General features: G+C 71.6%; 20 protein-coding genes. 10 read left to right on the forward strand and 10 right to left on the reverse strand.

What is annotated here, in order from left to right:
* Positions 1–33: 33 nt before the first annotated feature.
* Together JMJ55_RS05000 and JMJ55_RS05005 are read right to left on the reverse strand one after the other, a co-directional pair.
* Positions 34–1,410 carry a dipeptidase gene (locus JMJ55_RS05000; RefSeq protein ID WP_202824421.1) on the reverse strand — a complete coding sequence of 459 codons (1,377 nt, stop codon included), beginning with the start codon at positions 1,408–1,410 and terminating at the stop codon, positions 34–36.
* Positions 1,411–1,455: 45 nt separating this feature from the next.
* Positions 1,456–2,181, reverse strand: a complete 726-nt coding sequence (locus JMJ55_RS05005) for a class I SAM-dependent methyltransferase (RefSeq protein ID WP_202824422.1) — start codon at positions 2,179–2,181, stop codon at positions 1,456–1,458.
* Positions 2,182–2,242: 61 nt separating this feature from the next.
* Between JMJ55_RS05005 and gloB the strand changes: the two genes are divergently transcribed.
* The 4 genes from gloB (at position 2,243) to JMJ55_RS05025 (ending at position 5,804) form a co-directional block, all read left to right on the forward strand.
* The gene (gene gloB, locus JMJ55_RS05010; protein WP_202824423.1) at positions 2,243–2,971 is read left to right on the forward strand and encodes a hydroxyacylglutathione hydrolase; all 729 of its coding nucleotides are present in this window, start codon (positions 2,243–2,245) and stop codon (positions 2,969–2,971) included.
* Between the two features lie 32 nt (positions 2,972–3,003).
* Entirely contained in the window at positions 3,004–3,411 is a 408-nt protein-coding gene (locus JMJ55_RS05015) for a cupin domain-containing protein (protein ID WP_328702570.1), read from the forward strand.
* A 79-nt stretch (positions 3,412–3,490) separates the two neighbouring features.
* The gene (locus JMJ55_RS05020) at positions 3,491–4,696 is read left to right on the forward strand and encodes an MFS transporter (RefSeq protein WP_202824424.1); all 1,206 of its coding nucleotides are present in this window, start codon (positions 3,491–3,493) and stop codon (positions 4,694–4,696) included.
* 10 nt (positions 4,697–4,706) lie between these two features.
* Positions 4,707–5,804 (forward strand): mandelate racemase/muconate lactonizing enzyme family protein, encoded by a 1,098-nt coding sequence (locus tag JMJ55_RS05025; protein WP_202824425.1) that lies wholly within the window; start codon positions 4,707–4,709, stop codon positions 5,802–5,804.
* Positions 5,805–5,844: 40 nt separating this feature from the next.
* On the opposite strand, the gene JMJ55_RS05030 is transcribed toward JMJ55_RS05025, so the two are convergent.
* The 6 genes from JMJ55_RS05030 to rpsU form a co-directional block, all read right to left on the reverse strand.
* Positions 5,845–7,038 carry a pyridoxal-phosphate-dependent aminotransferase family protein gene (locus JMJ55_RS05030; protein ID WP_202824426.1) on the reverse strand — a complete coding sequence of 398 codons (1,194 nt, stop codon included), beginning with the start codon at positions 7,036–7,038 and terminating at the stop codon, positions 5,845–5,847.
* A 34-nt stretch (positions 7,039–7,072) separates the two neighbouring features.
* Complete coding sequence (locus JMJ55_RS05035) at positions 7,073–7,513, reverse strand: hypothetical protein (protein WP_202824427.1); 441 nt, start codon at positions 7,511–7,513, stop codon at positions 7,073–7,075.
* A 110-nt stretch (positions 7,514–7,623) separates the two neighbouring features.
* Entirely contained in the window at positions 7,624–8,175 is a 552-nt protein-coding gene (locus JMJ55_RS05040; RefSeq protein WP_202824428.1) for a carboxymuconolactone decarboxylase family protein, read from the reverse strand.
* An 11-nt stretch (positions 8,176–8,186) separates the two neighbouring features.
* A complete protein-coding gene (locus JMJ55_RS05045) occupies positions 8,187–9,059 on the reverse strand; it encodes an MBL fold metallo-hydrolase (RefSeq protein ID WP_202824429.1) in 873 nt (290 codons plus the stop codon).
* 14 nt (positions 9,060–9,073) lie between these two features.
* Positions 9,074–9,703 (reverse strand): glutathione S-transferase family protein, encoded by a 630-nt coding sequence (locus JMJ55_RS05050; RefSeq protein WP_202824430.1) that lies wholly within the window; start codon positions 9,701–9,703, stop codon positions 9,074–9,076.
* 96 nt (positions 9,704–9,799) lie between these two features.
* The gene (gene rpsU, locus JMJ55_RS05055) at positions 9,800–10,003 is read right to left on the reverse strand and encodes a 30S ribosomal protein S21 (RefSeq protein WP_007006360.1); all 204 of its coding nucleotides are present in this window, start codon (positions 10,001–10,003) and stop codon (positions 9,800–9,802) included.
* A gap of 232 nt (positions 10,004–10,235) precedes the next feature.
* Between rpsU and def the strand changes: the two genes are divergently transcribed.
* The 6 genes from def (at position 10,236) to bfr (ending at position 14,043) form a co-directional block, all read left to right on the forward strand.
* Positions 10,236–10,739, forward strand: coding sequence for a peptide deformylase (gene def / locus JMJ55_RS05060; protein ID WP_202824431.1), 504 nt, complete (start codon positions 10,236–10,238; stop codon positions 10,737–10,739).
* Positions 10,736–11,317, forward strand: a complete 582-nt coding sequence (locus JMJ55_RS05065) for a COQ9 family protein (protein WP_202824432.1) — start codon at positions 10,736–10,738, stop codon at positions 11,315–11,317. Before def ends, JMJ55_RS05065 begins: the two co-directional genes overlap by 4 nt.
* 61 nt (positions 11,318–11,378) lie before the next feature.
* On the forward strand, positions 11,379–12,167 hold the full coding sequence (locus tag JMJ55_RS05070) for an HpcH/HpaI aldolase family protein (RefSeq protein ID WP_236033434.1): 789 nt from the start codon (positions 11,379–11,381) through the stop codon (positions 12,165–12,167).
* A gap of 71 nt (positions 12,168–12,238) precedes the next feature.
* Positions 12,239–13,276 (forward strand): extracellular solute-binding protein, encoded by a 1,038-nt coding sequence (locus JMJ55_RS05075; RefSeq protein WP_202824433.1) that lies wholly within the window; start codon positions 12,239–12,241, stop codon positions 13,274–13,276.
* A gap of 13 nt (positions 13,277–13,289) precedes the next feature.
* Entirely contained in the window at positions 13,290–13,484 is a 195-nt protein-coding gene (locus JMJ55_RS05080; RefSeq protein WP_202824434.1) for a (2Fe-2S)-binding protein, read from the forward strand.
* A gap of 58 nt (positions 13,485–13,542) precedes the next feature.
* The gene (gene bfr, locus JMJ55_RS05085; protein ID WP_202824435.1) at positions 13,543–14,043 is read left to right on the forward strand and encodes a bacterioferritin; all 501 of its coding nucleotides are present in this window, start codon (positions 13,543–13,545) and stop codon (positions 14,041–14,043) included.
* On the opposite strand, the gene JMJ55_RS05090 is transcribed toward bfr, so the two are convergent.
* Together JMJ55_RS05090 and JMJ55_RS05095 are read right to left on the reverse strand one after the other, a co-directional pair.
* A complete protein-coding gene (locus JMJ55_RS05090; RefSeq protein WP_202824436.1) occupies positions 14,019–15,596 on the reverse strand; it encodes a GH3 family domain-containing protein in 1,578 nt (525 codons plus the stop codon). The two genes, bfr and JMJ55_RS05090, sit on opposite strands and share 25 nt — an antisense overlap.
* Positions 15,593–17,851, reverse strand: a complete 2,259-nt coding sequence (locus tag JMJ55_RS05095; protein WP_202824437.1) for a penicillin acylase family protein — start codon at positions 17,849–17,851, stop codon at positions 15,593–15,595. Before JMJ55_RS05095 ends, JMJ55_RS05090 begins: the two co-directional genes overlap by 4 nt.
* Positions 17,852–17,906: the final 55 nt, after the last annotated feature.

A 17,906-nucleotide genomic window follows, 5' to 3' on the forward strand; every position in this document is an offset into this window, starting at 1 on the left:
GTGTCGCCCGGTCATTGCAATCGGTGTGCCGGATCAGCCCGGCAGCACCGCCGCCAGCACCCGCGCATAGTTGCCCCCCAGCAGCTTCGCCGCCTCGGCGCGGCTGAAGCCGGTGGCGAGCAGCGCCGCGGCCAGTTCCGGCGTCTGGCGGTAATCGCCGAAGGCGGCGGGGGAGAGGAGGCCCTGCATGTCGCTGCCGATGCCGACATGCTCGACTCCGACCACATCCACCATCCGCGCCATCCCCTCGGCATAGGCGCGGAGCGTCGGGAAGATCGTGGTCGGCGGCCAGATGCCGATCACCCCGCCGGTCGAGGCCACCAGCCGCGCATGATCGGCGGTGATCTGGCGCGAGCGCGGCCCCGGCCGCGGGGTGATCGAGGTATGCGAGAGCACGAGGGGCCGCGCCGTAGCCTCCACCACCCCCTTCACCGTCAGGAAGGTGGCATGCGCCACATCCACCACGATGCCGCGCCGGTTGCAGTCCCGCACCACCGCGGCGCCGAAGGGGGTCAGCCCGTCATGCACCGGCGGCTCGGTCTGGATGTCGCCGAGCTCGTTCACCCGGTAATGGACGAGCTGGAGGTGGCGCAGCCAATGGGCCGTGAAGGCCGCCTCCAGCGCCTCCAGCCGGCCTTCCAGGAAATCCGCCCCCTCGGCCGCGACCACGATCCCGGGCCCGGCGCCCAGGGCGCGGAGCGAGGCCTGGTCGGTCACCACCGCCAGACCCTGTTCCCGCACGAGGGTGGCGAGCCGGGCGAAGGCCGCCTCGCCATGCGCGGCCAGCTCGCCCGGTTCGGGACGGCGGAAGGCCTGGATCCGGTTGTCGCCGGTGACATGGGTGGTCAGCGTATCCGCCACGATGGCGAGGGCGATGAGGCGCATCCCGCCATCGCGCATCGGCGCCGCCACCGGCTCGAACGGCCGTTGCCGCAGGCGGGCGAGGATGACCCGGCCGGCATGGCTGTGCAGGTCCATCGGGCTCGCCTCGGCCAGCAGCGCCGCCGTTTCGGCGGCGGCCGGCGGGGCAGAGCAGGCGGTGGTCGCGGCGACGCAGGCCAGCGGCAGGCTGGCCAGCAGCGCCCGGCGGGCCAGCCAGGGACCGGGTGCCTCGGCGAGGCCGGCATAGCGCGCCTCGCGCAGCTGCCAGCGCCAGCCGGCCGGGTCGTCCGCCGGCAGGCGGTGCCAGCGGCCGGTCAGGCGGATGCGGCCCGGCCGGGGGGCGATCGGCGCCGCGGCCAGCACCTCGACCATGCGGGCGGCATCGGGCGGGCAGCCGGGGCAGCAGGGGGCCTCGGGGCCGAGGATGAAGCGGCGGTCCTCGCCGCTCGGGTCGGGGATGGCGATCCAGCCCGCGATCTCGACCGGGGTATCCTGCGGCGTCTCGGGGCCGGGCCATATGCTTGCCATGCCGGCACGATGCGCCTGCGTTCCGGCCTGCAGCAAGGGTTCCGATCAGGCCCCCTCGGCCACCACCACCCGCCGCCGCCGTGCCGTGGCGGGCTTTGCCCCGGCCGGGACCAATTCCGAAAAATCCTTGGTCGCCTCCACCAGCGTGACGCCGCCGAAGCCGGGGCAGAGTTTCGGCCCCAGCCGGTCCCAGACGCCGGCGCCGCGCAGCAGCAGCCGCTTGCGGAAGGGCGGCACGAAGAGCGCCGTCTCCCGCCGCGTCACCGCGAACATCTGCCGCCGCAGCAGGCGGTCGAGCTGGCGGGTGGAATAGGGCTCCCCATGGCCGAAGGGGGTGTGTTCCAGATGCGCCCAGAGCCCGTGCCGGTTCGGCACCACCACCATGATCCGCCCGTCATCCTTCAGCACCCGCCAGGCCTCGCGCAGCAGGCGGCGGACATTCTCGGCGTGCTCCAGGCCATGGACCAGCAGGATGCGGTCGAAGGCGAGGTCGGGGAAGGGCAGGGTCTCGGGCTCGCCGATCGCGGTGCGGCTCGCGGCGCTGCGGGGCCAGCGCCAGGGGGGCAGGTGTTCTGGCACCAGACAGATGCAGCGCGCCCCGCCCTCGCCATTCCAGAGCCGGAGGAAGGGGCTGGCATAGCCGAGGCCGAGCACCGACCGGCCAGGCAGGCGCGGCCAGACCTCGCGCAGCCGGGCGCGCAGCAGCCGGGCCGCCACCAGCCCTGCCGGCGTGGCATAGAAATCCCGCAGCCCGTGGACCTCATGGCGCATGGAGGGGATATAGGACGGAAGTGCCGGACATTTCACGCCCCGGCCATGAGGAGAACCCGCGATGCCCGTCTCCGCCACCGCCATCCCCTGCCTGTCCGATAATTACGCCTGGCTGCTGCGGGATGCGGCGACCGGCACGGTGGCCATCTGCGACCCCGGCGAGGCCGCGCCCATCATCGCCGCGCTGGAGGCGGCGGGCGGGCGCTGCGACCTGATCCTGCTGACCCACCACCATGGCGACCACGTCGCGGGGGTGGAGGAGGTGCGCGCCCGGTTCGGCGCCAAGGTGGTCGGCGCCGCCGCCGATGCCCACCGGCTGCCGCCGCTCGACCAGGCGCTGCGCCCGGGGGAGCGGGTCTCGGTCGGGGCGACCGAGGGGGAGGTGATCGACACGCCCGGCCATACGGTCGGCCATATCGCCTTCCATTTCCCGGAGGGCGGCGTGCTGCTCTGCGGCGACACGCTGTTTTCCCTCGGCTGCGGGCGGCTGCTGGAGGGGACGGCCGAGCAGATGTTCCACTCGCTCCGGGCGCTCGCGGCCCTGCCGGAGGCGACGCTCGCCTGCTGCGGCCACGAATATACCGAGAGCAATGCCCGCTTCGCCCTGACGGTGGAGCCGGACAACGCCGCGCTGCGGACCCGGGCCGAGGAGGTGAAGGCCCAGCGCGCCGCCGGCCAGGCGACCGTGCCGACCACCATCGGGCAGGAACGGGCAGCGAACCCCTTCATCCGCGCCACGGATGTGGCGCGGCTGGCTGCGATCCGCACGGCGAAGGATAATTTCCGCTGAACCTGCGGGATCCGGGGCTCGACCCGGCGGCGGTGATCGCCGCCCTCGACCTCCGCCCGCATCCCGAGGGCGGGCATTACCGCGAGACCTGGCGGGATGTGCCGCCGGGCGGCGGGCGCGGAGCGGGGACCGCGATCCTCTATCTGCTGGCGGCGGGGGAGCGGAGCCATTGGCACTGTGTCGATGCCGCCGAGGCCTGGCACTGGCATGCCGGGGCGGCCCTCGCCCTCGACCTTTCGGCTGATGGCCGACAGGTGGAGGCGCGGCGGCTCGGCCCCGATCTCGGCGCCGGGGAGATGCCCTTCGCCCTGGTGCCGGCCGGCTGCTGGCAAGCGGCGCGCAGCCTCGGCGGCTGGACGCTGGTGGGCTGCACCGTCAGCCCGGCCTTCGAGTTCAGCGGCTTCACGATGGCGCCCGAAGGCTGGAGGCCCGAGGGATGATGCTGGGGTAGCGGGATCGCCCGAACGGCGCCACCATGCCGCGAAAGGCGCTGCATGCCGCCGGGAGGAAACGATCAGCGTGACCGCATCCGCGGCGGTGCCGCCGCGACTCTTTGCCGAGCCGGACTTCATTCGCCTCTGGGGCGTCGGCCTGGTCGTCTTCCTGGTGCGCTGGCTGGAATTGCTGGCGGTCGGGCTGTTCGCCTGGCAGGCCACCGGCTCCGCCTTCCTCGTCACCATGCTCGGCATGCTGCGCATCCTTCCCATGGGCCTGTTCGGCGCGGTGATGGGCGCGATGGCGGAACGGGTGGAGGCGCGCACCGCCCTCATGGTGATCGTGCTGACCAGCCTCGCCACCTCGCTCGCCCTCGCGCTGCTCTCCGCGGCGGGGATGCTGGCGGTCTGGCATCTGGCCATCGCCAGCTTCGTCAACGGCCTCGCCTGGGCGGCCGACAATCCGGTGCGGCGGATGATGATCGGCCAGGTGGTCGGCGCGGCGCGCATGGGGGCCGCCATGTCGGCCGATGTCGGCAGCAACAATGCCAGCCGCATGCTGGGCCCCACCATCTCCGGCCTGATCTTCGCCGCGGTCGGGATCGGCGGCGCCTTCTTCGTCTCCGTCCTGCTCTATCTGCCCGCGGTCGCGGCGGTGCTGACGCTGCGCTACCGGAGCGGCGTCGCCGTGGCGGGCGGGGAGGGGGTGCTGGCCCGCATCCAGGAAGGCGTCCGGGCCGTCCGGCGTGACCGGCGGCTGGTCGGCACGCTGGTCGTCACCGTCATCTTCAACATCTTCGGCTGGCCCTTCACCAGCCTGATCCCGGTGATCGGCCAGGGCAGCCTGGCGCTCGGGCCGGAGGCGGTCGGGCTGCTCGCCAGCATGGATGGCGTCGGCGCCTTCCTCGGCGCGCTGGCGATGGCGGCCTGGGCCAAGCCTGCGCTCTATGCCCGCTGCTATGTCGGCGGCATGGCGATGTATCTGGCGATGCTCACGGTCTTCGCCCTGGTGCCGCATCCGCTGCTGGCCGGGGCGGCGCTGCTGCTGACCGGCTTCGGCCAGGCCGGCTTCAGCATCATGCAGGCGACGCTGGTCTATACGCTGACGGCGCCCGAGCTCCGCAGCCGGGTGCTCGGCCTGCTCTCGGTCTGCATCGGGCTCGGGCCGATCGGCTTCGTCCATCTCGGCCTGCTGGCGGATGCGGTCGGCGCGCCAGCTGCCTGCGCCATCAGCGGGGTGGAGGGGTTGCTGGTGCTGCTGGCGACGCGCAGGCTCTGGCGCGCGATCTGAGGGGAACGCCATGAACGACCTGACCATCCGTGCGCTGCGGACCACCCTGCTGCGCCTGCCCTGGGCCGATGACCCCTGGCTCGCCGGCCATGCGCTCGGCCCGATGCGCGACCTGGTGGTGGTCGAGGTGGAGACCGCCTCCGGCCTCACCGGCATGGGCTACCTGCACCTGCTGAATCTGCCCCTGCAGCGGACCATTGCCGCCTGCCTCGAGGAGGCGATGGCGCCGCGCATCATCGGCCGCAGCGCGACCGAGGTGGAGGGCATCTGGCAGGATCTCTGGAAGTCGACCGTCACCGGCGGCCGCGGCGGCGTGACGATGATGGCGCAATCGGCGATCGACATCGCGCTCTGGGATATCCTCGGCCAGTCGGCCGGGCTGCCGCTGCACCGGCTCTGGGGCCATGTCCGCAGCACCATCCCCACCTATGGCAGCGGCTGCTTCCGTGGCGCGCTGGGCGAGGGGATGGCGGCCAAGGCGAAGCATTTCGCCGAGCGGGGCTTCAAGGCCATCAAGATGCAGGCGGCGCATATCGGCGACTGGCGGCAGGATGTGCGGAACCTGCGGATGGTGCGCGACGCGGTCGGCCCCGATGTCGAGATCATGATCGACATCAACATGGGCTGGACCGCCGACCAGGCGATCATCGCCGGCCGCGCCTTCGAGGACTACGATCCCTACTGGATCGAGGAGCCGGTGATGCCGGACGACTATGCCGGCTACCTCCGCTGCGCCGAGGCGCTGACGACGCGCGTGGTGGGTGGCGAGACGCATTTCGGCCGCGCCGACCTGAAGCCCTTCCTCGAACATCCCCGCCTGCCGATCCTGCAGCCGGACCCGATGCGGGGCGGCCTGACGGAGCTGCGCAAGATCGCCACCGTCGCGGAGACCTGGGGCATGACCTTCGCGCCGCATCTCTTCCCGGAGCTGAACGTCCACATCCTCGCCAGCATCCCGAACGCCGCCTGGGCGGAGCAGATGGGGCTGCTGGACGATCTCTGGGTGGAGCATCCGCGGATCGAGGCGGGCATGATCCATGCGCCGGAGACGCCGGGGCATGGGCTCGCCTTCAAGCCGGAGGTGCTGCGGGACTTCGTGCTGAAGTAGCGGCGGCAGGGGCGGGGCTTCGGCCCCGCCCCATGGCCGATCAGTCCGCCAGCGCCGCGATCGCCGCATCCACGCCGCCCGGTGTATGCGGCACGCCGGCGGTCTTCATCGCCAGCTCCACCGTCGCCAGCGTGCCGAGGATCATCGGCTCGTTCAGGTCGCCGAGATGGCCGATGCGGAAGACCTTGCCGCCGAGCGGCCCGAGCCCGCCGCCGAGCGAGACATTGTAGCGCTTCAGCGCCACGCCGCGCAGTTCGTCGGCATTGATGCCCTCCGGCATCAGCACCGCCGTCACGCTGTCCGAGTAGCGGGAGGGGTTGAGGCAGAAGAGCTGCGGGCCGTTATTGCCCGACCAGTGCTGCACCGCGGCGCGCACGGCGTTGCCGAGGCGGTGGTGGCGGGCGAAGACATTCTCCAGCCCCTCCTCCTGCTCGATCAGGCGGAGCGCTTCCTGCAAGCCGTAGAAGAAGCTGATCGGCACGGTGCCGACGAAGCTCTTGTGCGGCCGGGCCAGCATATTGGTCCAGTTGAAGTAATGCTTCGGCAGGCGGGAGGTCTTGTGCGCCTCCATCGCCTTGTCGGAGACGCCGGTGAAGCTCATCCCCGTCGGCAGCATCAGCCCCTTCTGGCTGCCGCCCACCGCGGCATCCACGCCCCATTCATCCATGCGGAAATCGAGCGAGCCGAGCGAGGAGATGGTGTCGGCCAGCAGCAGCGCCGGATGGCCGGCGGCATCCATCGCCGCGCGAACCTCGTTCACCGGGATCATCATGCCCGTCGCCGTCTCGTTATGGACGACGCAGACGGCCTTGATGACATGGCTCTTGTCGGCGGCCAGCGCCGCCTGGACCGCGCCCATATCGACGCCGCGGCGCCAATCGGCCGGGACGGTCTGCACCTCGACCCCGAGATCGGCCGCCATTTTCGCCCAGGAGATGGAGAAATAGCCGCTCTCCAGGATCAGCACCGTGTCGCCCGGCGAGAGCAGGTTGACGAAGCTCGCCTCCCAGGCGGCATGGCCGGAGCCGGTGTAGAGGAAGATGTTCTGCTGTGTCTTGAGGATGCGCTTCAGCCCGGCGATGCAGGCGTCATAGACCTCGATGAAATGCGGGTCGTTGAAGTCCATCGTGTGATGGGCGGTCGCCAGCAGCACGGAATCCGGGATGTTGGTCGGACCGGGATTGGCGAAGAACTGGCGGCCGCGGGGCTTCCGGGCGGGCTGCGTCGCGCTCATGGCGTTCCTGTCCCTGTAGGCTTCGGTCAGATGGTCATCCCATGCCTCGCGGCCGTTGCCCAGGGGAAAGCATGGCAGGAGGCCGAGCCGGCCAGGCGGCCTCTCCCGCCGAGCCGTCGAGGAAGAGCAGGCTGTGCCGCCCCCGCCGCTCGAAATGCAGCATGCCCTCGCCGGTCAGGCCGCGCGTGGTCACGACCATCCCATCCTCCACCCGCCGCCCCGCCGAGGCGAGCAGCCGCAGCGCCGCCCCGGCCTGGGCCACCGCCGCGGCATTGTCCGCTGCCTCGATCCGCACCGAGGCGCCGAAGGGGATGAGGTCGAGCAGCGCCGCCGCCTGCCGCGGGTCCAGCCGCCCGTCCGCCGCCATCGGGCGGGGCCGGCGGAGCCGCCGCGGCCAGCCGAGGATCGAGGCCGAGGCGGTGAGCGCGCAGACCAGGGATCCCGCGCCGAGCGCGAGGAAGGCCGGGGGTGTCATACCCCGACCTCGGGATGGGTCTGCATGCGGGCGGCGCTCCTGCCTGTGGCGCCACGATCAGGCGCCAGTGGCGGATGGAGGCGCAACTGAAGCTTGTTTCATCTCCCGCGTCAGTCGCGGGGCAGGGGGTATTTCTCCAGATAGGGGCGGTAGCTGTCCTCCACATCGACCTCAAGCGAGGCCAGCACCCGCACCACGGCGCAGTAGAAGGCAGCGGTCAGCACGACATCCATCAGCCGCGGCGGGTCGAGCGACTGGGCCAGCTCGGCGAAGGTCCCGGGCGCGATACCCGGCCCGGCATAGGCCTCCCGCGCCGCGCGCAGCACCAGCCGCGCCAGCGGCTCCAGCGCCGAGGTCTCGCCGCGGCTCTCGGCGATCAGCGCATCGATATCGGCGTCGGTGACGCCGAAATCGTAGCCGATCTTCACATGATGCGACCATTCATAGGGCGAGCGCGCCATCCAGCCGACCTGGAGGATCGCCAGCTCCCGCAGCCGCGGGTCGAGCGCGGTGCCGTGGCGCAGATACTGGCCGAGCCCGGAGAAGGCGCGCGCCGCCGCCGGGTTGTGGGCCAATACCTTGTGCAGGTTGATGTCGCGGGCGAGCAGCGACTGGTGCTCGGGCGCGAGGTCGGACTTCTCCAGATAGGGCAAGCGGGCCATGGCGCCTCTCCTCAATCCTGCAGGAAGCGGTAGCGGAAGCCGTCGGCGCCCGCGGTGACGCGGCCGGCGGTGCGCCCGGGGAAATGCACCGGCAGCACCACGGTCGGCGTCTCCGCCACCTCGGCGAGGAAGGCGCGGCGGGAGGCGATGCCCTGTTCGGCATTCCAGTCGAAGACGGTGGACCAGCCCGGCTCCCGCACCTGCAGGGCATGGTGCATCAGGTCGCCGGTGACGACGGCGCGCTGGCCGCGGGAGGTGATGTTCACGCAGCAATGGCAGGGCGAATGGCCCGGCGTAGGGGAAAGATGGATGCAGTCGTCGAGGGCGAAGTCGTCATCCACCAGCAGCGCCTGGCCGGCCGCGACCACCGGTTCGCAGTTGTAGCGCCAGACATTGCCGGGCGGGGTGGCGCCGCGCCCGGTCGCTTCCTCCCAGGCGGCATACTCACCCTTGTGGAAGACGTATTTGGCCTTCGGGAAGGTCGGCACCCAGCGGCCATCGACGAGGCGGGTATTCCAGCCGCAATGGTCGATATGGAGATGGGTGCAGAAGACGTAGTCGATATCCTCGAAGCGAAGCCCCTCGGCGCGGAAGCCGTCCAGCCAGGGCGCCTTCGGGAAGTCCATCGGCTGCGGGAAGCCCTTGTCCTCGCCGGTGCAGGTATCGACCAGGATGGTGTGCCTGGGCGTCCGCACCACGAAGGTCTGGTAGGTGATGACCATCTGGCCGCTGGCCGCGTCGAAGACCACCGGGTCCATCTCTGCCAGATGGCGGGCGCCGACCGCCGGATCGTAGCCGGGGAACATGTCCTCCGGCCGTCGCCAGGGCCCGTCGCGTTCGATGATGCTGGTGATGCTGACGTCGCCGATCTGCAGGCGCTGCATGGCCGCTCTCCCCCTCAGGCGTCGATATGCGCGGTGGCCTGCACCGCCGGCCGGGCGCTGAAGCCGGCATGCCAGGCGGCGAGCCGCGGCTGCGCCGCGCGCCAGTCGTACTCGCCCCAGCGGAAATCGAGATAGGAGAGGCTGCAGCCGATCGCGACATGGCCGATATCGTAGGGTGTTGCCTCGAGGGTCGGGACCAGCGCCTCCAGCGCCGGCAGCACCGCCTCGCGCTTCAGCTCGAAGCCTTCGATGACGATAGGGGAGCGGACCTCCCGCAGGGATTCGCCGCGCCAGAGCAGCAGCATCTCCATGAAGCCGGTGCCGAGGGCGTGGCGCTGCAAGGCCTCGATCCGCGCCGGCCCGGCTTCGGGGAAGAGCCGCGGCGCATCGCCCAGCCCGTCCAGATATTCGCAGATGACGACGGAGTCGAAGAGGACGCTGCCATCCGGCCGCACCAGGGTCGGGATGCGCCCGAGCGGGTTGCGGGGCAGCAGGCCGTGTTCGACCCGGGTGAGCGCGACGACCGTCGGGATTCGCTCGATCAGCCCTTCGAGTCCGCGCTCATGCACGCAGACCATCACCTTGCGGACGAAGGGGGATCGGCTCGACCAATGCAGTTGCATGGTCCCCTGCGGTGCCGGCATCGCATTCTCCCCCCTGATGTTCAGGGGGAGTGTGCCGTGCCGCGCGGGACATGCAAGACCGGGCCCGGGGGTGGTCAGCCGCCGGGCAGCCCGGACTCAGAAGCCTTCGCGCTCCAGGCGCTTGCGCTCGACCTTGCGGGCGCGGCGAACGGCCTCGGCGGCCTCGCGGGCGCGGCGCTCGGACGGCTTCTCATAATGGCGGCGCAGCTTCATCTCGCGGAACACACCCTCGCGCTGAAGCTTCTTCTTGAGCGCCTTCAGCGCCTGGTCGATGTTGTTGTCACGGACGACGACTTGCACGCGGCCCAACCTCCTTGATGGCTTTGGCGAAGAAATACGGATCGCCGCTCAGGGGGCGCGGTTCCAGGCGGCCCGGCAAGACCGGACCACCTTCGCCATCCCCACCCTGATGCGGAGGACGCTTCCCCTAGCATGGAAGGAACCGATGCGGGAAGCCCCCTCCCGTTTTCGCCCCACCGGCCCCAAATCCGCGCCGAGGCCCCGAAGCGGGTGCCCCCTTGGGAGGCAGGCCATGGCCATATTGAAGATCGCCCGCATGGGCCACCCGGTGCTGCTGCGCGAGGCGGAGCCGGTGGACGACCCGACCCATCCCGAGATTCGCCGCCTGATCGCCGATATGGCGGAGACCATGCTGGACGCCTCCGGCATCGGCCTCGCGGCCCCGCAGGTGCATGTGCCGCTGCGGCTGTTTGTCTGGCGCGGCCCGACCGGCGTCGCCGCCCTGGTCAACCCGGAGCTGGAGTCGCTGGGCGAGGAGCTGGAGACCGCCTGGGAGGGGTGCCTGTCCATCCCCGCCCTGCGCGGCGCGGTGGAGCGGCCGCGGCGGATCCGCTATCGCGGGTTGGACGCCGAGGGCAGCCCGGTCGAGGGCGAGGCGGAGGGCATGACGGCCCGGGTCATGCAGCACGAGACGGACCATCTGGACGGGATCCTCTACCCCATGCGCATGACCGACCTGTCCCTCTTCGGCTTCACCGAGGAATTGGCCCGCGCCGCCGGGAGCCCGGCACGATGACCGAACGCTCTGCGATCCGCGACGCCGCCATCCGCGCCATGCTGCCCATCGCGGCCGAGGAAGGCTGGACCTGGTCCACGATCCGCGCCGGCCTCGCCGCCGCTGGGGAGGACCCGGCGCTCGCCGAGAGCCATTTCCCGACCGGCCCGGCCGGCGCCGTCGCCGCCTGGATCGACCTCTCGAACCGGGAGATGGAGGCGGCCGCGGAAGCCGAGGATGTCGCCGCGCTGCGGGTCCCGGCCCGCATCCGCCGGCTGGTGGAGCTGCGCTTCCAGGCGGTCGCACCGCACAAGCGGGCGCTGCGCCGGGCGCTCAGCCTACTGGCGCTGCCCTGGAACACGCCGGTGGCGCTGCGGACGACGGCCGGGACCGTGAGCGCCATCTGGTATGCGGCGGGCGACACTTCGGCCGATTTCTCCTGGTACACCCGCCGGGCGACCCTGGCTGGGGTCTATGGCACGACGCTCGCCTATTGGATGCGGGATGACGACCCGGACACCGCCGCAGCGATGGAATTCCTCGACCGGCGCCTGGCCGATGTGGCGCGGCTCGGGCGGATGCGGCGCCGTGCCGCCTGATTGACGGGCGGCCGGGCGCGTGCTGCGCTCGGCCGCAAGCAATCATGCGGGGGAAACAACCATGCCCATCGTGCCGAACCTGGCCCGCCGGCGGCTGGAAGCCGGGCAGCTTGCCCTCGGCTTCGGGGTGCATCACCTGCGCGGCAGCGCGGTCGGGATGATCGCCGCCGCCACCGGCTATGACTGGCTCTTCATCGATATGGAGCATGGCGCGACCTCGGTGCAGGAGGCGACGCAGATCGCCATCGCGGCGCTGAACCAGGGCGTCACCCCGATCGTCCGATGCTGCAAGGATGCGCTCTTTGAGGGCACGCGGGCGCTCGACAACGGCGCCATGGGCGTGGTCGTGCCGCATGTGGATACGGTGGAGGAGGCGCGGGCGGTGGCTGCCGCCTTCCGCTTCCCGCCGCTCGGCACGCGGTCCTGGGGCGGCCCGCCCTTCGCCTACAACTTCCAGCCCCCCGCCACGGCCGAGGCGCAGGAGGAGCTGAACCGCGAGATCCTGGTTGCCTGCATGATCGAGACGCCGGAGGCGGTCGAGAACGCCGCGGCCATCGCCGCCGTCCCCGGGGTGGATGTGCTGATGATCGGCACCTCCGACCTCACCGCCTCCATGGGCATCGCCGGGCAGATCGGCCATCCGGATATCCAGGCGGCGTATCGCAAGGTCGCCGCGGCCTGCCAGGCGGCGGGCAAGATCCTCGGCATGGGCGGCGTCTATGACGAGGAATGGGCCCGGACCTACATCCAGGGCGGGGCGCGCTTCCTGCTGAGCGGCTCCGACCATGTCATGATCATGACGGCCGCGAAGGCGCGGAGCGGCTTCCTGCGGGGCCTCCAGCCTGGATGAGTTGCCCCCATATCTACTTGCGAATGGTTCTCACTTCCATTATCACTCCGGATGCCAGTCCGGAGTAGCCAATGCCCCGCCGCGCGCCGCGCCGTCTGTTTGCCCTCGCCGCCGCCTGCCTCGCCGCCTGGACCGCCCCCGCGATGGCCGAGCAGCAGGTCAATCTCTATTCCTCGCGCCATTACGACAGCGATCGCGCCCTCTATGAGGCCTTCACCCGCGAGACGGGGATCAAGGTCCGGCTGATCGAGGGCGATGCCGACCAGCTCATCGAGCGCATCCGCAACGAGGGCGCGAACAGCCCGGCCGATGTCTTCATCACCGTGGATGCGGCGCGCCTCGCCCGCGCTGGCGCGGCCGGCATCCTGCAGCCCTTCCGCTCCTCGGTGATCGAGAGCCGCATCCCCGCCGGGCTGCGCGATGCCGGCGGGCTGTGGTTCGCCGTCTCGAAGCGCGCCCGCGTCGTGATGTATGACCGGGAGCGGGGCGCGCCGGAGGGCCTCGCCCGCTACGAGGACCTGGCCGATCCGCGCTTCAAGGGGCAGATCTGCGTCCGCACCTCGGCACATCCCTATAACACCAGCCTCGCCGCCTCGATCCTCGCGGCCGACGGGCCGGAGCAGACCGAGGCCTGGGCCCGCGGCCTCGCCGCCAACCTGGCCCGGCCGCCCCAGGGCGGCGACCGCGACCAGTTCCGCGCCATCCCGGCCGGGCAATGCGGCCTGGCCATCGCCAACACCTACTACCTCGCCGCCATCGGCGCCTCCGACCGGGCCGAGGACAAGGCGCTGTTCGCCCGCATCGGGGTGGTCTTCCCGAACCAGGGCGAGGGCGACCGGGGCACGCATGTGAACATCTCCGGCGCCGGGCTGGTGCGGACCGCGCCGAACCGGGAAGCCGCCGCCCGCCTCCTCGAATACCTGACCGGCGATGCCGCCCAGCAGGCCTTCGCGCTCGGCAATATGGAATATCCGGCGGTGGAGGGCGCGCCGCTGCACCCGGCGCTGGCCGCCATGGGCCGCTTCCGGCCCGAGCCGGTGGATGCCGAGAAGACCAATGCCAATGCCGCCCCGGCGCTGCAGATCATGCAGCGTGCCGGCTGGCGCTAGGGGGGACGCCGCCATGATCCTCTGTCTCTGCAACGCCCTGTCGGACAAGCAGGTCGGCGATGCCGTGCGCCAGGGTGCCGCCCGCCCGCGCGACGTCTATGCCCATTGCGCCTGCAAGGCCCAGTGCGGCACCTGCACCCGGACCATCCTGGCGATGATCCGCGACGTCGCCACCCCGGCCCAGGGTGCGGCTCAGGCGGCCTCGTGAACCAGGCCGATCCGGTGTAGGCTCCCCGGCCCTGAACCCATAAGCCGGGAACCCGCATATGAAGGCCGACCCCAAGGTCATCGAGCATCTGAACACCCAGCTCACCAACGAGCTGACCGCGATCAACCAGTATTTCCTGCATGCCCGGATTCTCCGCCACTGGGGCGTGACGAAGCTCGGCGAGCATGAGTACAAGGAATCGATCGAGGAGATGCGCCATGCCGATTGGCTCATCGAGCGCATCCTCTTCCTCGGCGGCCTGCCCAATCTGCAGCGGCTGAACCAGGTGCTGGTCGGCCAGACGGTGGAGGAGATCCTCCGCGCCGACCTCGCCATCGAGGAGAAGGCGACCGGCGACCTGCGCGAGGGCATCGCCTATGCCGAGAGCGTCCGCGACTTCGTCTCCCGCGACCTGCTGCTGAAGATCCTGGCGAATGAGGAGGAGCATGTGGACTTCCTCGACCGCCAGTTCGACCTCATCAAGCTGATCGGGATTGAGCGCTACATCCTGCTGAACAGCGCCGCGGCACCGGATCAGGGCGGCGACGCCGGGGACTGATCCAGGGCCGCCGCCGCGGCGGCGAAGCGGGCGGGATCGGCCAGAACCCGGGGCACCTTGTGCTGGCCGCCCAGCTTGCCCTGGGCCCGCATCCAGGCAGCGAAGGCGCCGGGCGCCAGCAGCGCCAGTTCCGGCGCTGCCATCTGCCCGCCCTGGCGATGCGCCGCATAATCGGCATTGGCCGCGACCAGCCGGGCATCGATCTCCGCCGCCAGCCGCGCCGCCAGCGCGGGATCGGCGGCCTCGACGGGTTCCACCAGCCAATGATGGCCGCCGCGGGCGCCATGGAAGACCGGCCCCACCGTGTAATCGGCGATGGTCAGGCCCAGCGCGGCCGCGGCGCCCAGCAGCGCCGCCTCGATCTCCTCGCCCCCCAGATGCTCGCCGAAGGCCGAAAGGCTGTAGGAGGTGCGTCCCGTCACCAGCAGCCGCGGCGGCGCGCGATCGACGAAGCGCACCACATCACCCAGCACATAGGACCAGAGCCCGGCGCAGGAGGTGACGATGACCGCATAGTCGATGCCGGTCTCGATCGTCGCCGCCCAGTGGCGGGTGGGGTTGGGCGAGTCGAGCTCCTCCATCGGCACGAATTCCCAGAAGACGCCGGCATCCAGCGTCAGCCGCATCCCCTCCCCATCGCCGCGATCGGCGACGGCGCCGAAGCCCTCGCTGGCCGCATAGACCTCCCGCGTCGCGCAACCCTCGGGCAGGAAGGGGCGCAGCCGGTCGCGATAGGGCGCCCAGGCGATTCCGCCATGCACCAGCAATTCGAGATTCGGCAGCGGCGGCCGTCCATGCCGCTCCGCCAGCCGCTCCAGCAGGACCAGCAGCCAGGAGGGCGTGCCGGTCAGCACCCGGATCGCGGCCGCCGGCGTCCATTCGGCCAGCGCCGCCAGCTTGCGGTCCCAATCGGCGATCAGGGCGAGGTCCGCCGGCGGGAAGCTCCAGCCCGAGAGCAGGGAAGGGACCTCGACCGCGGCGATACCGGAGAGATCGCCCTGCCGCACGCCGGACGCCACCCGCTCCAGCGCCGTCGAGCCGCCGAGCATGAAGGACTGCCCGCCGAAGACCCGGCTGCGCGGATGGTGGTGCAGGTGCCAGCCCAGCACATCGAGCGCCGCCCGACGGTTGCCCCGCACCATCGGCGCGGTGACGGGGATGTATTTGGTGCTGCCCGAGGTGGTGCCGGAGGAGAGGGCGAAATAGGGCACGCGGCCCGGCCAGGTGGCGTTGCGCAGCAGCGGGTATTCCGGCTGCCACCAGTCGCGCCAGAACTCCTCGTAGCGGCGGAGCGGCAGGCGCGCCTGGTACTCCGCGACGCTGCGGATGGCATCGAAGCCATGCGCCTGGCCGAAGCGCGTCCCGCCCGCCCGCCGCAGCAGGCGCCCGAGCAGCGCCGCCTGGGTCGCCGCCGGGTCCATCCGTTGCAGCCGGACGATGCGCGGCGCCAGCACCGCGCGCAGCAGCGGCGTCGCGTCGAAGGGCGGCAAGCTTCGGCGCGGCCGATTCAGGCCGCCGCGCCCTGCGGCGCTTTGGCCATCGGACGCGCTCACGGCCGCAGCTCCGTCACCAGCGGGAATTCCGCCGCCACCGTGGCCGGGCGCAGCGGCAGGCGGATGCTCCGCCCCTCGCGCCAGAGCGGGATCTGGTCGGCGAAGGCGGCGCTGCCGAGCCAGCCATCCTGGCCGCCGAACAGGGTGAACCAGTTATGGTCGGGGTCGGAGAGGTCGGCGACGAAGCGCGCCATGGAGCCGAAGCTCACCTCATGCGGCCCGGTCACCAGCCCATGCCCGGTCTTCATCGGCGTCTCGCGCGAGCCGCCGACCGGCATGTCGCCGAGGACGAAGGCGCGGCCGAGCACCGGCAGGTTCACCAGCCAATGCGCCGCCCGCAGCCGGTGGACATCGCCCCAGACCCGGCCGGGCGGGGCGGCCGGCGCCGCCTCCTCCACCGCCCGACGCAGCAGGGTGGCCCGGCGCTCGGCCGGCAGCGCATCCAGGTCGCGCAGCAGGAAGGTGGTGATGAAATTCCACCCCGTCTCCGGCCCCCGCGCGCCGCGGCCCTCCGGCAGGAGGCCGGGCAGCAGCCGGGCGAGGATCGCCTCGAAGACCAGCGCGGCGCGGCTGCCGGCGGCATAGTCGCCATCCCAGCCGCGCAGCGGGGCGAGGAAATCCGGCAAGGGCGGGCCGCCCGGCAGCGCCTCGATCCGCGCCAGCAGCCCGGCGGCCAGCACCGCCGCCTTGGGCGCGACGGTGTCGCGTTGCAGGGCGGCGAGATCCTCGGGCCCGAGCCGCGGCTTGGCCAGGAGCAGGGCGCGCAGCCGCGCCACGCGGTCGCCATCGCTGAAGAAATAGCCGATGGGTGGCGGGTCCTTCACCCAGCTCGTGGGATTCTCATTGGCCGAGGCCAGCACTCCCTCCGGCGGATCCTCCAGCGCCGGCAGGTCGCCGGCCCGCCGGAGCCGACGCCAGGGCCCGGTCGCGGCCGGGTCGGTCGCATCCAGCACCGGGCCCTCGGCCGGGAAGCCCTGGCGGGAGGGAAGGATGGCCGCGGTCAACCGGCCGATCCGCCCGCCGCGATCGGCATAGAGCATGTTCTGCGGCGAGACCGCGAAATCCCCGAAGCTGGCGCGGAAGGCGGCGCCATCCCGGGCGCGGGCGGCGCGCAGCAGGGCGGTGATCTCATCCGCCGGCTCCTGTCCCGCCCAGCGCAGCGCGATCGGCTCATTGGGGCGGGAGGGCACCACGGAGGCATCGGTCAGCACCGGGCCCTCCGGCGAAACCCGCACCCGGCGGCGGGCCGGGAACCAGAAGCGCTGGCGGATCACCGCCTCGCTTTCGGTGAAGCCCTCGGGCGGCAGGCGGGAGATGTCGAACAGGTCCGAGGAGGCGGCACGGAGATTGGTCCCGCCCCAGGCCAGGTCCGGGTTGCGGCCGAGGCCGATGATCGGCAGGCCCGGAATCATCATCCCGACCGCATGGAAGGAGGGCGAGCGCATCCCCGCCAGCAGCCAGAGATTGGGCAGGGAGAGGCCGAGATGCGGGTCGGAGGCGAGCAGCGCCGCGCCCGAGGCGCTGTGCGAAGGGGCGACCGCCACCGCATTGCTGCCCGCCCGGGCGAAATTGTTGAGCATCCCGGGCAGCGAGGCCTCGCCGGTCGGCGGGATATTCGCCCCCGCCTCCAGCGTCCGCCGCCAGGCGGCGGCGAAGCCCGGCTTGCCGCGTTCCGCCAGCAGGGAGAAGTAGGAGAGCCAGTTCACATCCGTCCCGGCCAGCCGCCCGATCGCCAGCAGGTCGGTCAGGGTGAAGGGCTCCGGCCGCAGGCCCAGCAGGCCGAATTCCGGCGGCCGCGGCCCCGTCGCGACCGAGTGGTTCAGCCCGGCGAGGAAGGCTTCCATGAAGGCCCGGGTCTCGGGCGGCCAGCGCCGCTCGATCTCCGGCGCCGCACGGGCGAAATCGAGGATGCGGAGCGCGTGGTCATAGTCGCGCGCCAGCGGCCCGGCCATTTCCGAAAGCCGGCCGCGCGCCACCATCCGCAGCAGCGCCACCTGCCCGCCGCGCAGATGCCCATGCACCAGGCCGAGCGCATAGGCGAGGTCATGATCGGACCGTGCTTCGATCCAGGGGACCAGATGCCGGTTCCAGCGGATGGTGACCGGGCCTTGCAGCGCCAGACCTTGCCGCGGCAGCGTCGCCAGCCGCTGCTCGATACCCGTCGGCTTTGGCGCCAGGGCGGCGCAGCCCGGCAGCAAGGCCAGCAGCGCCAGCAGCATCGCGGCCCCTGGCCGCCTCCCGGATCCCTCGGCCAAGGCGCATCCCCTGTCGGTCCGCCCAGAGGTTTGGGTGGCGGGCAGGGGCTGCAAG

This window comes from Belnapia mucosa (genome assembly GCF_016775475.1).
GTDB classification, from domain to species: Bacteria; Pseudomonadota; Alphaproteobacteria; order Acetobacterales; family Acetobacteraceae; genus Belnapia; species Belnapia mucosa.

Coding starts and splice junctions, on each gene's coding strand:
- JMJ55_RS05000 (WP_202824421.1), bottom strand. CDS start 1,410: ATGGCAAGCATATGGCCCGGCCCCGAGACGCCGCAGGATACCCCGGTC.
- JMJ55_RS05005 (WP_202824422.1), bottom strand. CDS start 2,181: ATGCGCCATGAGGTCCACGGGCTGCGGGATTTCTATGCCACGCCGGCA.
- gloB (WP_202824423.1), top strand. CDS start 2,243: ATGCCCGTCTCCGCCACCGCCATCCCCTGCCTGTCCGATAATTACGCC.
- JMJ55_RS05025 (WP_202824425.1), top strand. CDS start 4,707: ATGAACGACCTGACCATCCGTGCGCTGCGGACCACCCTGCTGCGCCTG.
- JMJ55_RS05030 (WP_202824426.1), bottom strand. CDS start 7,038: ATGAGCGCGACGCAGCCCGCCCGGAAGCCCCGCGGCCGCCAGTTCTTC.
- JMJ55_RS05035 (WP_202824427.1), bottom strand. CDS start 7,513: ATGACACCCCCGGCCTTCCTCGCGCTCGGCGCGGGATCCCTGGTCTGC.
- JMJ55_RS05040 (WP_202824428.1), bottom strand. CDS start 8,175: ATGGCCCGCTTGCCCTATCTGGAGAAGTCCGACCTCGCGCCCGAGCAC.
- JMJ55_RS05045 (WP_202824429.1), bottom strand. CDS start 9,059: ATGCAGCGCCTGCAGATCGGCGACGTCAGCATCACCAGCATCATCGAA.
- JMJ55_RS05050 (WP_202824430.1), bottom strand. CDS start 9,703: ATGCCGGCACCGCAGGGGACCATGCAACTGCATTGGTCGAGCCGATCC.
- def (WP_202824431.1), top strand. CDS start 10,236: ATGGCCATATTGAAGATCGCCCGCATGGGCCACCCGGTGCTGCTGCGC.
- JMJ55_RS05065 (WP_202824432.1), top strand. CDS start 10,736: ATGACCGAACGCTCTGCGATCCGCGACGCCGCCATCCGCGCCATGCTG.
- JMJ55_RS05070 (WP_236033434.1), top strand. CDS start 11,379: ATGCCCATCGTGCCGAACCTGGCCCGCCGGCGGCTGGAAGCCGGGCAG.
- JMJ55_RS05075 (WP_202824433.1), top strand. CDS start 12,239: ATGCCCCGCCGCGCGCCGCGCCGTCTGTTTGCCCTCGCCGCCGCCTGC.
- JMJ55_RS05080 (WP_202824434.1), top strand. CDS start 13,290: ATGATCCTCTGTCTCTGCAACGCCCTGTCGGACAAGCAGGTCGGCGAT.
- bfr (WP_202824435.1), top strand. CDS start 13,543: ATGAAGGCCGACCCCAAGGTCATCGAGCATCTGAACACCCAGCTCACC.